This is a genomic window from Nonomuraea antimicrobica, from assembly GCF_039536965.1.
Taxonomy (GTDB): Bacteria; Actinomycetota; Actinomycetes; order Streptosporangiales; family Streptosporangiaceae; genus Nonomuraea; species Nonomuraea antimicrobica.
Window position 1 is genome coordinate 141,054 of the sequence record NZ_BAAAZP010000187.1, and the last position, 12,095, is coordinate 153,148.

Consider the following 12,095-nt stretch of genomic DNA (forward strand, 5'->3'; position numbering starts at 1 on the left):
GCCCCTTACGCGAGGCTGAGCTGGCCCAGCGCGGTGCGGCCCTGCCTGAGCGCGCTCCTCGCGACCAGTGTCGCCATCCCGATGCTGACCAGCGCGCTGGCCGCCATCGCCACCAGGAACCCAAGTGACGCCTGCGCCAGGCCCATGGCCAGCAGCGCGGCCACGGCCAGCCAGCCGAGCGCGTTCAGGATGGCGGCCACCGCGAGCGTGCTGCCGCTCCCGCGTACGTCGGGCCCGAGCGTGGGGGCGCGGGCCGCGATCGAGGGCAGCGGCAGCACCAGCGCCAGCACGAGCGGCGCCATGAAGCCGCCGAGCATCGCGTGGCCCAGCGGCCCGACGGGGGCTCCGCTGTCGGCGAAGGCCATCCGGTAGAACAGGTCGCAGACCAGCCACACCGGCAGGGCGAGGACCGGGGCGCTCATGACCACCCCTCGCGCGGTGCGGCGCGTGACGGCGCCGGCGGACGGCCGTCCCAGGGCGCCGAACGAGCTGATCAGCAGCGACATCACCGACAGCACGCCTGTCGCGGCCGCCGCGACAAACAGTGACGTCGCCGTCCTGGCCACGTGTTCGGCGGTCGTCCCCAGACCGGCGGCCTGAGCCCAGACGCCGTGGAGGCTGGGCACGTCGCGTACGCCGGGGTTCCACAGGGTGAGCAGCCCGTAGGCGGCGACGGGCAGCAGGAGCGCGAGCGGGATCCGGATCCTGAGAGGCTCGGCCCCGGGGATGCGCCTGCGGTGCAGCCAGGCGTCGGCGGCGCCGGCGACCAGGTCGAGCACCGTGCGTACGCGGACCGGCCGGGCGGCGACCAGATCGGCCACCTCGTCGGCGTAGCGCCGCCGCCACGGCTTCGGGTAGAGCCTCAGCACGGCCCGTGCCATCGCCCGCATCATGCCTGCCCCCATACCACGCGCCTGTTGCCCGCCTGCTCGACCCGGCGCAGTGTGGCGAGCTGCTCGCGCAGCGCGTCGCGCCCGCTCTCGGTGATCCGGTACGGCTTGCGCCGCTCGGCCGACCGCACCGCCTCGATCCAGCCGCGCTCCTCCAGCCGCATCAGCGCCCCGTAGAGGGTGCCCGGTTCCAGCGATGTGCCCGAGAACTCCTCGATGTCGCCGATCATGCGGTAGCCATGCTTCTGCCCCTCCGCGAGGCTGATGAGCACCAGCAGCGCCACGTCCGTGAAGCGGCCCAGCTCTTGTGTCCTGCGTGCCATGTATTCAGTAAAACTTAGTAAGTCTTACTGAGCAAGCCCCATGGTGTCCGCCATGAGCCGCATGGCGTGCTCGTACGCCGGGCGCCGGTCCTCGAAGACGTTGTTGAACTGGCCGAACACCTCGAAGCTGACCCATCCGTACAACGCGGTCCACGCCGAGAGGGCTCGCCAGACGATGGCCTCGGGCACCTCGGGCATGAGCGCGCTCAGATTGGCCGCTTTCGACTCCAGTTCGGGCGGGAGGTCGGCGTCGCGGGCGATCACCGCGCCCGCCCGCCAGGCGTCGGAGACGATGCGGCCCATCACGATGACGTCGCGTGAGCGGGCCTCGATGGTGTCCTCCGGCGCGTGGTAGCCGGGCACGGGGGAGCCGTAGATCAGCGCGTACTCGTGGGGGTTTGCCGCCGCCCAGTCGCGCACCGCGTGGCAGACGGCCAGCCAGCGGCGGCGGAAGCCCTCGCGGGGCTGGGCGGCCTCGGCGCGCTCGACGGCCTCGCCGAGCGCGTTGTAGCCGTCGATGATCAGCGCGGTGAGCAGGTCGTCCCGGCTCGGGAAGTAGCGGTAGATGGCCGAGGAGACCATGCCCATCTCGCGTGCCACGGCCCGCAGCGACAGGCCGCCGGCTCCCTCGGTGGCGAGCTGGCGCCGCGCGATGTCGGTGATCTCCCTGGTGAGCTCGGCCCTGACGCGTTCTCTTGCGGTACGGCTGGCGGTCATGGGGAGCAGACTATCAGAGCGGTGCCAAAAAACGAGAGCAGTGCTCTTGACGAACACCGCTCTTTTGAGAGAGCATTGCTCTCGAAAGCGAACGCCTGACCCGGAGGCTCCGATGCTCGCCCTGGCCAAGAACTCCAACGCCCTGCTGATGTTCCTCCTGGAGCTCGGCGTGCTGGTCTCGGCGGGATACTGGGGCTTCACCGTCAGCCCGCACTGGGGGCTCAAGCTGCTGGCCGGGCTCGGCGGGCCGGCGCTCCTCGTGCTCGCGTGGGCCCTGTTCGGGGCGGGCGGCGGCGCCAACGCCACCTTCCCGCTGACCGGTCCGGCCCGTGCCGTGCTGGAGATCCTCTGGTTCGGCGGCGGCGCCCTGGCGCTCTACGCCTCGGGGCTGGTCACGTCCGCCGCGGTCTTCTCCGTGCTGTTCGTCGTCAACGCGGTTCTCCGCATCGTCTGGAACGAGGTTTGATCATGGGTAAGCACGTCGTCGTGGGTTCCGGCCAGGTCGGCCGGCACGTGGCCGTCAAGCTGCTGGCGCGGGGCCATGAGGTGGTCGTCGTGACCAGGTCGGGCAGCGGCCCGGAAGGCGCGGTCAAGGTGGCCGCCGACGTCGCGGACCGGGCCCGGCTGACCGAGCTGTGCGCCGGGGCCGACGTCCTCTACAACTGCGTCAACCCGCAATACCACCGCTGGCTCACCGACTGGCCGCCGATGGCCGCCTCCTTCCTGGCCGCCGCCGAGGCGAGCGGCGCCGTGTACGCGATGCTCGGCAACCTCTACCCGTACGGCCCCGTCTCGGTCCCCATGACCGAGGATCTGCCGCTCGCCTCCCCCGACCCCAAGTTCCGGGTACGCACCACGATGTGGAACGACGCCCTGGCCGCCCACGAGGCAGGCCGCATCAGGGTCACCGAGGTCCGCGGCTCCGACTACTTCGGCCCCGGCGCCACCGACCAGGGCTACCTGGGTGACCGGTTCCTCTCGCCGCTCAAGGCGGGAAAGACGATCCCGCTGGTCTGGCCCGCCGACGTGCCGCACAGTTGGACGTACCTGCCCGACGTGGCCGACGCCCTGATCACGGCCGGTGGCGACGAGCGCGCCTGGGGCCGCCCCTGGCACGTGCCCACCGCCGAGCCGCTGACCCTGCGCCAGGTGGGGGAGCGCATGGCCGCGCTGCTGGGCCGGCCCGCGCCCCGCATGACCGCGATGCCGTGGCCGCTGATCAGGGTGGCCGGGCTGTTCTCGCCGATGATCGGCGAGCTGAAGCACACGCGCTACCAGTTCACCGCGCCGTTCGTGCTCGACTCCTCGGCCTTCCAGCGGACGTTCGGTGTCGCGCCCACGCCGATCGACGAAGCGCTCAAGGCTACGCTCGACGGGTGAAGATAGCCATGATCGGCCTCGGCGACATCGCGGAGAAGGCGTACCTGCCCGTGCTGGCCGCCCAGCCCGCCCTCGACCTGCACCTGTGCACCCGCAACGAGGCACGGCTGGACCGGCTCGGCGACACCTACCGGATCGCCGCCCGGTCCACGAGCCTCGACGAGGTGATCAAGGCCGGGGTCGACGCCGCGTTCGTGCACGCCGCCACCGACGCCCATCCCGAGCTGGTCGAGCCGCTGCTCAGCGCCGGGATCCACGTGTACGTCGACAAGCCGATCGCCTACACGCTGGCCGAGTCCGAGCGGCTCGTACGCCTGGCCAGAGACGTGGACAGGTCGCTGATGGTGGGGTTCAACCGCCGCCACGCCCCCGGCTACGCGGAGCTGGCCGCGCACCCCCGCCACCTCGTCGTCATGGAGAAGAACCGCCACAACCTGCCCGACTCCCCGCGCCGGGCCGTCTTCGACGACTTCATCCACGTGGCCGACACCCTCAGGTTCCTCGTCCCCGGCGAGGTCACCGGCACCACGATCAGGACCCGCGTCCGCGACGGCCTCATCGAGCACATCGTGCTGGAGCTGTCGGGCGACGGCTTCACCGCCATCGGGGTGATGAACCGGATGAGCGGCGCCGCCGAGGAGACCTGCGAGGTCATGGGCGACGGCGTCAAGCGGCGGGTGGTGAACCTCGGCGACGTCGTCGACTACCAGGGCGGCGAGCGCTTGGCCCGGCGGCCCGACTGGGTGCCGGTGGCCAGGCAGCGCGGGATCGAGCAGATCTGCCTGGAGTTCCTGGCCGCCGTCCGCGAGGGCCGCCGCGTCGACGCCGCCGACGCCCTGGCCACCCACGCGCTGTGCGAGGAAATCGTCAGGCGGACCGCCTGACCGCCTGACCACGGAAAGCGCCCAGCGAACGGCCTGGCCAGGAGAAGCGTCAGGACGACGGGGTGAGTTGCATCGCGCGGTCGGCCCTGGCCAGCAGACGCGAGAAGCTCCGGCCACCCAGCCGGGTCAGCACGGTGTACCCCTTGGCGTCGCTCAGCGGGCTGGACGACGACACGACCCCCGCCACCGCACCGCCGTACAGCGCGGGGCCGCCGCTGCCACCGGCGGCGGCGTGGCAGTTGTGGGTGACCATCACCCCCGGCCCTTCCGCGATGCCCTCGACCGTGTCGCCCAGGCACCGGTACATCGTCGTGCCCGGGTAGCCCTTGCCCGCCGGGTAGCCGAGCAGTTCGAGCCCGCGCAGCTCGGTCCCCCGGGTGGTGCTGAGCGTCCGCAGCCCGCGCCCGGTCACGGCCTCCAGCGGGCGCTTGCGGCGTACGACGCCGACCAGGCCCACGTCGTACGGCAGCAGGTCCGGCGAGTACGGCCGGGTGCGCCACCTGGCCGGCACCCACGTACGGACGACCGGCCAGACCCCCAGCCGGGGCCGCCCCTGGTCGAACCCCGGCAGGAACGCGAGGTGCTTGAGCAGCCGCCCGTCGTGGTAGAGGCAGTGCGCGGCCGTCAGCACGAGGCTGCGGGAACGCGAGCCGATCACCGTGCCGCCGCACAGGACGTCGGTCTTGGCGACCGGGTCGCGGCCGAGCAGCACCCCGGCCAGCCGCCGCGCCCCCGTGTAGGGACGCGGGACCGGCGCGTAGCCCAGGCGGTCGCCGTCAGGGGTGAGGATGCTGGGAGCGGGGACGTTGCGTTGCGCCACCTCGGTGACGGCAACTGGATCGAGCAGGACCAGAGACAGCACCAACCTGAGCACCCTCACACTCTATGGCGAAGATGATCAGTGCCTTGACCTGCGACATCAATGTTTACCCTAACTTGTGTACGCGGAACCCAGCGCGAGCGGCCGGGCGTGCGCCGACTCGTACACCGCCGTCGCTCCCAAACCGCGGGCCGACGGCGGTTCAGCCCTGACCGCGGTTCTTGGCGCTGTCCACCCAGATCAGCACCACCACCCCGGCCAGCGCCACGCCCAGGTAGGCGGGTACGGGCAGATCGACGAGCCGGTGCAGGAACCCCCATTCGCTGTCGAACCACACGCGGCCGGCGAAACCGGCGAGCCCCTGGATGACGGCGATCACGGCCACGAAGTTGATGAGACCTCTCATGGCTCCACGGTCGCGGCAGAGGGCCCGCCCAGGCATCGAACCTTGGGCGAGCCCTGTGCTACTAAAGTCGCGGCGCTACCTGAGCCGCGTTCACGGGTAGAGGCCGCGCGTCTGGTGCGCCTCGGCCACCCGGCCCACGCCGATGACGTGCGCGGCCTGGCGGAGCGTCAGGCCGCGGTCGGCGGCCGCCGAGGTGACCTCGGAGAAGGCGCCGAGCATCAGGTCGCGCAGCTTGAGCTCGACCTCCCCGGCGCTCCAGGACCAGGACTGCAGGTTCTGCACCCACTCCAGGTACGACACGACCACCCCGCCCGCGTTGGCCAGGATGTCGGGCACGACCGTCGTGCCGCCCGCGGCGAGGATCTCGTCGGCCTCGGGCGTGGTGGGGCCGTTGGCCCCCTCGACGATCAGGCGGGCGCGGATCCTCGGCGCGTTCGCCTCGGTGATCGCGCCCTCCAGCGCGGCCGGCACGAGCACGTCGACGTCCAGCTCGAACAGGTCGTCGTGGGACATCGCGTCGGCCTGCGGGAAGCCGAGCACGCCCCCGTACTCGGCGACCCAGGCGCGCAGCCGCGCGAGGTCGAGGCCCCCGGAGTTGTGGACGGCGCCGGTGGCGTCGGACACCGCCACCACCTTGCACCCGGCGTCGGACAGGTATTGCGCGGTCGGCGCGCCCACCTTGCCGAAGCCCTGCACGGCCACGGTCACGCCCTCGGGCGAGCGGCCGAGCGCGGCCAGCGTGGTGATCTGCACGCCGCGTGCGGTCGCGCCCGCGCGTCCGCGCGAGCCGCCCAGCGTCAACGGCTTGCCGGTGACCACCCCGGGCACCGAGTAGCCGGCGGAGACGCTGTAGGTGTCCATGATCCAGGCCATGGTCTGCTCGTCGGTGCCGACGTCGGGAGCCGGGATGTCCTTCTCCGGGCCGATCAGCGGCAGGATCTCGTTGACGTAGCGGCGGGTCAGCCGCTCCAGCTCGCGGGTGGTGAGCCCGGTCGGGTCCACGGCCACGCCGCCTTTGGCGCCGCCGTACGGGATGCCGACCAGTGCGCACTTCCACGTCATCCACATCGCGAGCGCGGTGACCTCGTGGATGTCGGTGGCGGGATGAAAACGGAGCCCGCCCTTGGCCGGGCCGCGTGAGACGTTGTGCTGGACCCGGAAACCCTGGACGACGTCCAGGGTGCCGTCCTCGCGCCGCACCGGGACCGAGACGGTCAGCGAGCGGCGTGGTGTGGCCAGCATCGTACGGAGCCCGTCGTCGAGCCCGAGCTGCCCGGCGGCCTGGTCGAGATGGTGGAGCGCGGAGTCGAGGGCCTGACGGCCCGGGGTGATCAGGGCCGGCGTCTTTGACGGCACCATGATGCTCATGGCAGGAATTCCTCCTGGTATGTACGCCCTTTTTGCGGAAAAAGCGCCATTGCCTTCCCCGTTTGGGCGTTGTTGTCACGATCATCGTAAGGCGGGAGGTTTGGCCTTGCCTAGTTCTTGGTAGAAATCCCAGCCGGTGATCGGGTGCTGTGGACCGTGCCACTCTGGCAGGCTTGCCGGCGATAGTGTGCCGAATCGTCGAATCGGAGGTTGGAGAAATTGCCCGCACTCGTGGTGGGGCCCATGCTGCGACATGTCGACACTGACAGCGCCTCGATCTGGGTGGAGACCGCCGACCCTTGCACGGTCGCCGTCGAGGCGGACGGCAGGACTTACCGGTCGCCTACCTTCACCGTGCACGGTCACCACTACGCGATCGTGGATCTCGTTGCGTTGTCCCAGGATATCGCGTCGTATTCGGTGCGGCTCGACGGGGAGCGGGTATGGCCGCTCGCGGGTCGCCCGCCGAGCCGGATCCGGCTGCTGCCCGCCGAAGGGGCCAGGCGGCTGGCGTTCGGCTCGTGCCGGACGAGCGTCCCGCACGACGCCGCCCACGTACGCACGCACGGCGACGACGTCCTGCGCGCCTTCGGCGAGCACCTCGTGGCGGCGGGCGAGGACGAGTGGCCCGACCTGCTGCTGCTCCTCGGCGACCAGGTCTACGCCGACAACCCCTCGCCCGAGATGCTGGCCTACATCCGCTCCCGCAGGAACAGCGAGCCGCAGGGGGAGATCGCCGACTTCGAGGAGTACGCCGAGCTCTACCGCCAGGCGTGGACCGAGACCGAGATCCGCTGGCTGCTGTCCACCGTGCCGACCGCGATGATCTTCGACGACCACGACCTGCGCGACGACTGGAACACCTCGCAGCCCTGGCGCGAGCAGATGGCCGAGACCCCGTGGTGGCCCCGCCGGGTGGTGGCGGGGCTGGGGGCGTACTGGATCTACCAGCATCTCGGCAACCTCTCGCCGGCCGAGCGCGCCGACGACCCGCTGCTGGCCAAGCTGATGGCGGGCGACGGCGGGGCGGCGCTCGACGCGTTCGCCGAGCGGGCCGACGCCGAGCCGAGCAGCAACCGCTGGAGCTACGCCCGCGACCTCGGCCCCACCCGCCTGATCATGGTGGACACCCGGTGCGCCCGGCAGCTCACCCCCGGCGACCGCCGCATGCTCGACCCGGGGGAGTGGGCCTGGCTGGAGGAGCAGGTCCGACGGCCGGCCGAGCGGCTGGTCATCGGCTCGTCGATCCCGTTCCTGCTGCCCGAGGGCGTGCACGGCGTACAGAACTGGAACGAGGCCCTGTGCGACGGCAGGTGGGGTCCACTGGTGCGGCGGTGGTCGGAGGCGTTCCGTCAGGCCATCGACCTGGAGCACTGGGCGGCCTTCCGGCGCTCGTTCGACGACCTGGCCCGGCTGTTGATCGGCCTGGGCAAGCCGGTGCTGATCCTCTCGGGCGACGTGCACTACTCCTACCTGGCCAAGGCCGACGGAGGGCAGGTCTACCAGATCGTCTGCTCGCCCATCCGCAACCCGCTCAGCCGCCTGCTGCGCTGGGCCAACGTCTTCACCCAGTTCTCGGTGGCGACGCTGATGGGCAGCCTGCTGGCGCGGCTGGCGGGGGTGCCGCGCCCGCCGTTCCGCTGGCGGATCACCAAGGGGCCCTGGTTCCAGAACGCGCTGGCCATCCTCACCCTGCCCGGCCGCGTCACCTGGTACGGCTCCACCGGGGAGGTCGTCAGGCCGATCGACTCGGCCGACCTAAGCTGACGCCCATGACATCTGACCGTTATGCCGCCGCCGTGCCCTTCTACGACCTGCAGCACGAGGACGGCCACGTGCCCGTGGTGCGCGAGCTGCTGCCCCCGCTGCTCACGGGCGTCGGGCGGAGCCTGGTCGAGCTGGGCGCGGGCACCGGCCTGATCACCGAGCTGATCGCCCGGGAGACGCCGGCCGAGATCTACGCCGTCGAGCCGTCGCTCGGCATGCGCTCGGTGCTGGTCTCCCGCCTGGCCGCGCTCGGCCCCGACGTCCTGCGCCGGGTGACCGTGTTGCCGTGCGGGGCCCTCGACGTGCGGGTGGACGAGCCGGTCGAGGCCGTCGTGATGATCTCGGTGCTGCAGAGCTTCGCCGCCGCCGAGCGGGCCGAGCTGTGGCGGGTGCTGGCCGGGCTGCTCGTGCCCGGCGGGCGGCTGGTGTTCAACTGGCGCGAGCGGGCCACGCCCGTGCCGGGCGGCCTCGCGGTCATGGACTCCTACCAGGTGGGCCGGCACACGTACGAGATCGCCGGGCAGGTGCTCGACGTGGCGGGGGAGAGCGTCAGCTCGCGCTTCGTCTATCGGGTCCTGCGGGGCGACGTGGTGGTCAGCGAGGACGAGGTGGCGGGCGTCAACCACTGGCCGGCGGGGGAGGTGCTCTCGTCCGAGCTGAAGGAGCACGGGTTCGTGCCGGGCGAGGCGCCCGAGGGCATGCACGTGTGGCTCCTGCCGGAGTAGCCGGAGCCGGGTGCGGGGAAGCGCGGTCTTCCGGCACGCGGTGACGCCTTCTGCCGCCCGGGTCCGGCAGGATGTCCACGGCCGGGCCCAGGCGGGCACAAGAGGGTCAGCGGGTCTTGAGCTCGTAGACCGCGTCGGCGAGCTGGTCGACGGCCCAGTTGAGGTCGTCCTCGGAGACGACGATGGGCGGCGCCAGCCGGATCGTGGACCCGTGGGTGTCCTTGGCCAGTACGCCGCGCTTCATCAGCGCCTTGGACACCTCGCGTCCGGTCGCCAGCGACGGATCGATGTCCACGCCCGCCCACAGCCCGCGCCCGCGCACCTCGACCACGCCCTTGCCGACCAGCTCGCGCAGCCGCGCGTGCAGCACCTCGCCCAGCTTGGCGGCCCTGGCCTGGAACTCGCCCGTGTTCAGGATCTCGATGACCGCGTTGGCCACGGCGCAGGCCAGCGGGTTGCCGCCGAACGTGGAGCCGTGCTGCCCCGGATGGATGATGCCGAGCACGTCACGGTTGGCCGCGATGGCCGACACCGGTACGACACCGCCCCCGAGCGCCTTGCCCAGCACGTAGATGTCCGGCACGACCCCTTCGTGGTCGCAGGCGAACGTCCGGCCCGTGCGCCCCAGCCCCGACTGGATCTCGTCGGCGATCATCAGGATGCCCTCGGCCGAGCACAGGTCCCGGATCTCGCTCAGGTAGCCGTCCGGCGGCACCAGCACCCCGGCCTCGCCCTGGATCGGCTCGACCAGCACGGCGACCGTGTTGGCGTCGACCGCCTGCCGGACGGCCTCGGCGGAGCCGTACGGGACGATCCGGAAGCCCGGCGTGTACGGGCCGAAGTCGTCGTGCGCCTCCGGGTCGGTGGAGAAGCTCACGATCGTCGTGGTACGGCCGTGGAAGTTGCCCTCCATCACGATGATCGTGGCCTGGCCGGGCTCGACGCCCTTGACCTCGTAGCCCCACTTGCGGGCGACCTTGATCGCGGTCTCGACGGCCTCGGCGCCGGTGTTCATGGGCAGGATCAGGTCCTTGCCCGTGAGGTCGCCCAGGCCGGCGCAGAACTGCGCGAACTGGTCGTGGTAGAAGGCCCGGCTGGTCAGGGTGAGCCGTTCGAGCTGCTCCTTCGCGGCTTCGATGATCTTCGGGTTGCCGTGGCCGAAGTTGAGCGAGGAGTAGCCGGCCAGGCAGTCCAGGTAGCGTCTGCCGTCGACGTCGGTGACCCAGGCCCCGTGGGCCTCGTGGATCACCACGGGCAGCGGATGGTAGTTGTGCGCGCTGCGGCGCTCACTCACTTCGATCAGCTCTGCGGTGGTGGTCATGATCAGTTCTCCCCCCTGATCTCCAGTGTGCAGCACTTGGGGCCTCCGCCTGCCTTGCGCAGTTCCGACAGGTCGACCGGGATCACCTCGTACCCACGACGCTTGAGCTCCAACTGGAGCGTGGACGCCTCGGCGTTGATGACCACGTTCGTGCCGTCGCTGACCGCGTTGAGCCCGAGCACCCCGGCGTCCTCGGCGGTGGCGAGCACCGCGTCCGGGAACATGCGGCGCAGCACCGCGAGGCTGCCGGGCGAGAAGGCGGCGGGGTAGTAGGCGACGTTGTGCCCGTCGAGCGGGAACAGCGCCGTGTCGAGGTGGTAGAAGCGCGGGTCGACCAGCGTCAGCGAGACGACCGGACGGCCCAGGTACTCCTGCGCCTCCTGGTGGGCGACCACGTCGGTGCGGAAGCCGGTGCCCGCCAGGACGACGTCGTCCAGCGTGAGGAAGTCGCCCTCGCCCTCGTTGACGTGGGACGGCTCCAGCACCGGGTATCCGCGCTCGGCGAACCAGCGCAGGTAGGCGGGCCCCTCGGGACCGCGCTGCGGGTAGGCGAAGCGGGCGCCGTAGACGCGCCCGCCCACGACCAGGGCGCCGTTCGCGGCGAAGACCATGTCGGGCAGCCCGTCGATCGGCTCGATGAGGCTCACCTCGTGCCCGAGCTCCTCGTACGCGGACTTCAGACCCTCCCACTGCCGGACCGCCAGGTCGCGGTCCGCCCCGGTCTCAGGATGCATCCACGGGTTGATCGCGTACTCGACCGTGAAGTAGTCCGGGCGGCACATGAGGAAGTGTTTGGGCATGCAACGCTCCATCGGGTCCTTAACCAGGGAAAATCCCCATTCGGGGAGACGAGGACAGCCTAGGAACGCATGATTCGGCAAGCCAAGGTCTTGACCTTGCGTGTTCGCGCGGATCTGTTGCGCCTTTCAGGCAGAGGTGCCCGATCCGTTGCGCGGCTCGGGCGGGGAGGCACCGGGAGGTGCGTCCACCAGCCTCGACAGCACGATGGAGCTCTTGGTCCGCACCACGAACGACTCCGCCGCGATGCGCTCGATCACCCGCTCGACATGGCGTACGTCCGTGGCCCTGATGTGCAGCAGCGCGTCCGCCTCGCCGGTGATCGTGGCCGCGCCCACCACCTCGGGGTATCTGGCCACGGCCAGCGCGATGTCCGACGGCTTGGTCTTGCCCTGGCAGAACAGCTCGACGTACGCCTCGGTCGTCCAGCCGAGCGCCCGCGGCGCCACCCGCGCGCTGAACCCGGTGATCGCCCCCGCCTCGCGCAGCCGGTCGACCCGCCGCTTGACCGCCGACGCGCTCAGCCCCACCTGGTGGCCGATGTCGGCATAGGTCTGGCGGGCGTCGTCGACGAGCGCTGCGATGATGTCACGATCGAGCCGGTCCAGTTCCACGCGCTCTGTATACCGCCTGGCCAGGCTGGCGCGCGACGAGCGGCACGCGGGAGACTGGGCGGCGTGACCGTGACCGGAGGGC

General features: G+C 71.2%; 14 protein-coding genes. 5 read left to right on the forward strand and 9 right to left on the reverse strand.

The window, feature by feature from the left end; all coding sequences use genetic code 11:
* Positions 1 to 5: 5 nt before the first annotated feature.
* Genes ABD844_RS42645 through ABD844_RS42655 form a run of 3 tightly spaced genes read right to left on the reverse strand, consistent with a single transcriptional unit; the run spans position 6 to position 1,930 of the window.
* The gene (locus ABD844_RS42645; protein WP_344891983.1) at positions 6 to 881 is read right to left on the reverse strand and encodes a hypothetical protein; all 876 of its coding nucleotides are present in this window, start codon (positions 879 to 881) and stop codon (positions 6 to 8) included.
* An 8-nt stretch (positions 882 to 889) separates the two neighbouring features.
* Entirely contained in the window at positions 890 to 1,213 is a 324-nt protein-coding gene (locus ABD844_RS42650; protein WP_344891986.1) for a PadR family transcriptional regulator, read from the reverse strand.
* Between the two features lie 24 nt (positions 1,214 to 1,237).
* Entirely contained in the window at positions 1,238 to 1,930 is a 693-nt protein-coding gene (locus tag ABD844_RS42655; RefSeq protein WP_344891989.1) for a TetR/AcrR family transcriptional regulator, read from the reverse strand.
* Between the two features lie 112 nt (positions 1,931 to 2,042).
* Between ABD844_RS42655 and ABD844_RS42660 the strand changes: the two genes are divergently transcribed.
* The 3 genes from ABD844_RS42660 to ABD844_RS42670 are packed head-to-tail and all read left to right on the forward strand — an operon-like array spanning position 2,043 to position 4,194.
* Positions 2,043 to 2,396, forward strand: coding sequence for a YrdB family protein (locus ABD844_RS42660; protein WP_344891992.1), 354 nt, complete (start codon positions 2,043 to 2,045; stop codon positions 2,394 to 2,396).
* A 2-nt stretch (positions 2,397 to 2,398) separates the two neighbouring features.
* On the forward strand, positions 2,399 to 3,310 hold the full coding sequence (locus tag ABD844_RS42665) for an NAD-dependent epimerase/dehydratase family protein (RefSeq protein WP_344891995.1): 912 nt from the start codon (positions 2,399 to 2,401) through the stop codon (positions 3,308 to 3,310).
* The gene (locus tag ABD844_RS42670) at positions 3,307 to 4,194 is read left to right on the forward strand and encodes a Gfo/Idh/MocA family protein (RefSeq protein ID WP_344891998.1); all 888 of its coding nucleotides are present in this window, start codon (positions 3,307 to 3,309) and stop codon (positions 4,192 to 4,194) included. Before ABD844_RS42665 ends, ABD844_RS42670 begins: the two co-directional genes overlap by 4 nt.
* A 49-nt stretch (positions 4,195 to 4,243) precedes the next feature.
* On the opposite strand, the gene ABD844_RS42675 is transcribed toward ABD844_RS42670, so the two are convergent.
* The 3 genes from ABD844_RS42675 to ABD844_RS42685 form a co-directional block, all read right to left on the reverse strand.
* A complete protein-coding gene (locus ABD844_RS42675; RefSeq protein ID WP_344892001.1) occupies positions 4,244 to 5,068 on the reverse strand; it encodes a trypsin-like serine peptidase in 825 nt (274 codons plus the stop codon).
* Positions 5,069 to 5,216: 148 nt separating this feature from the next.
* Positions 5,217 to 5,420, reverse strand: coding sequence for a hypothetical protein (locus ABD844_RS42680; RefSeq protein ID WP_344892004.1), 204 nt, complete (start codon positions 5,418 to 5,420; stop codon positions 5,217 to 5,219).
* A gap of 90 nt (positions 5,421 to 5,510) precedes the next feature.
* The gene (locus ABD844_RS42685) at positions 5,511 to 6,788 is read right to left on the reverse strand and encodes a Glu/Leu/Phe/Val family dehydrogenase (protein WP_344892007.1); all 1,278 of its coding nucleotides are present in this window, start codon (positions 6,786 to 6,788) and stop codon (positions 5,511 to 5,513) included.
* A gap of 231 nt (positions 6,789 to 7,019) precedes the next feature.
* On the opposite strand from ABD844_RS42685, the gene ABD844_RS42690 reads away from it, so the two are divergent.
* The gene (locus tag ABD844_RS42690) at positions 7,020 to 8,555 is read left to right on the forward strand and encodes an alkaline phosphatase D family protein (RefSeq protein ID WP_486348550.1); all 1,536 of its coding nucleotides are present in this window, start codon (positions 7,020 to 7,022) and stop codon (positions 8,553 to 8,555) included.
* A gap of 5 nt (positions 8,556 to 8,560) precedes the next feature.
* A complete protein-coding gene (locus ABD844_RS42695; protein WP_344892013.1) occupies positions 8,561 to 9,280 on the forward strand; it encodes a class I SAM-dependent methyltransferase in 720 nt (239 codons plus the stop codon).
* A gap of 106 nt (positions 9,281 to 9,386) precedes the next feature.
* Here ABD844_RS42695 and rocD read toward each other — a convergent pair whose 3' ends face one another.
* From rocD to ABD844_RS42710, 3 genes are all read right to left on the reverse strand, one after another.
* Positions 9,387 to 10,601 carry an ornithine--oxo-acid transaminase gene (rocD, locus tag ABD844_RS42700; RefSeq protein WP_344892016.1) on the reverse strand — a complete coding sequence of 405 codons (1,215 nt, stop codon included), beginning with the start codon at positions 10,599 to 10,601 and terminating at the stop codon, positions 9,387 to 9,389.
* Between the two features lie 2 nt (positions 10,602 to 10,603).
* Positions 10,604 to 11,401 (reverse strand): dimethylargininase, encoded by a 798-nt coding sequence (gene ddaH / locus ABD844_RS42705; RefSeq protein ID WP_344892019.1) that lies wholly within the window; start codon positions 11,399 to 11,401, stop codon positions 10,604 to 10,606.
* A 126-nt stretch (positions 11,402 to 11,527) separates the two neighbouring features.
* The gene (locus ABD844_RS42710; RefSeq protein WP_344892022.1) at positions 11,528 to 12,013 is read right to left on the reverse strand and encodes an Lrp/AsnC family transcriptional regulator; all 486 of its coding nucleotides are present in this window, start codon (positions 12,011 to 12,013) and stop codon (positions 11,528 to 11,530) included.
* Between the last annotated feature and the right edge of the window lie 82 nt (positions 12,014 to 12,095).

Excerpts from the sequence above, each read along its gene's own strand:
- ABD844_RS42645 (WP_344891983.1), bottom strand. The coding sequence starts at position 881 with ATGGCACGGGCCGTGCTGAGGCTCTACCCGAAGCCGTGGCGGCGGCGC.
- ABD844_RS42650 (WP_344891986.1), bottom strand. The coding sequence starts at position 1,213 with ATGGCACGCAGGACACAAGAGCTGGGCCGCTTCACGGACGTGGCGCTG.
- ABD844_RS42655 (WP_344891989.1), bottom strand. The coding sequence starts at position 1,930 with ATGACCGCCAGCCGTACCGCAAGAGAACGCGTCAGGGCCGAGCTCACC.
- ABD844_RS42660 (WP_344891992.1), top strand. The coding sequence starts at position 2,043 with ATGCTCGCCCTGGCCAAGAACTCCAACGCCCTGCTGATGTTCCTCCTG.
- ABD844_RS42665 (WP_344891995.1), top strand. The coding sequence starts at position 2,399 with ATGGGTAAGCACGTCGTCGTGGGTTCCGGCCAGGTCGGCCGGCACGTG.
- ABD844_RS42680 (WP_344892004.1), bottom strand. The coding sequence starts at position 5,420 with ATGAGAGGTCTCATCAACTTCGTGGCCGTGATCGCCGTCATCCAGGGG.
- ABD844_RS42685 (WP_344892007.1), bottom strand. The coding sequence starts at position 6,788 with ATGAGCATCATGGTGCCGTCAAAGACGCCGGCCCTGATCACCCCGGGC.
- ABD844_RS42695 (WP_344892013.1), top strand. The coding sequence starts at position 8,561 with ATGACATCTGACCGTTATGCCGCCGCCGTGCCCTTCTACGACCTGCAG.
- rocD (WP_344892016.1), bottom strand. The coding sequence starts at position 10,601 with ATGACCACCACCGCAGAGCTGATCGAAGTGAGTGAGCGCCGCAGCGCG.
- ddaH (WP_344892019.1), bottom strand. The coding sequence starts at position 11,401 with ATGCCCAAACACTTCCTCATGTGCCGCCCGGACTACTTCACGGTCGAG.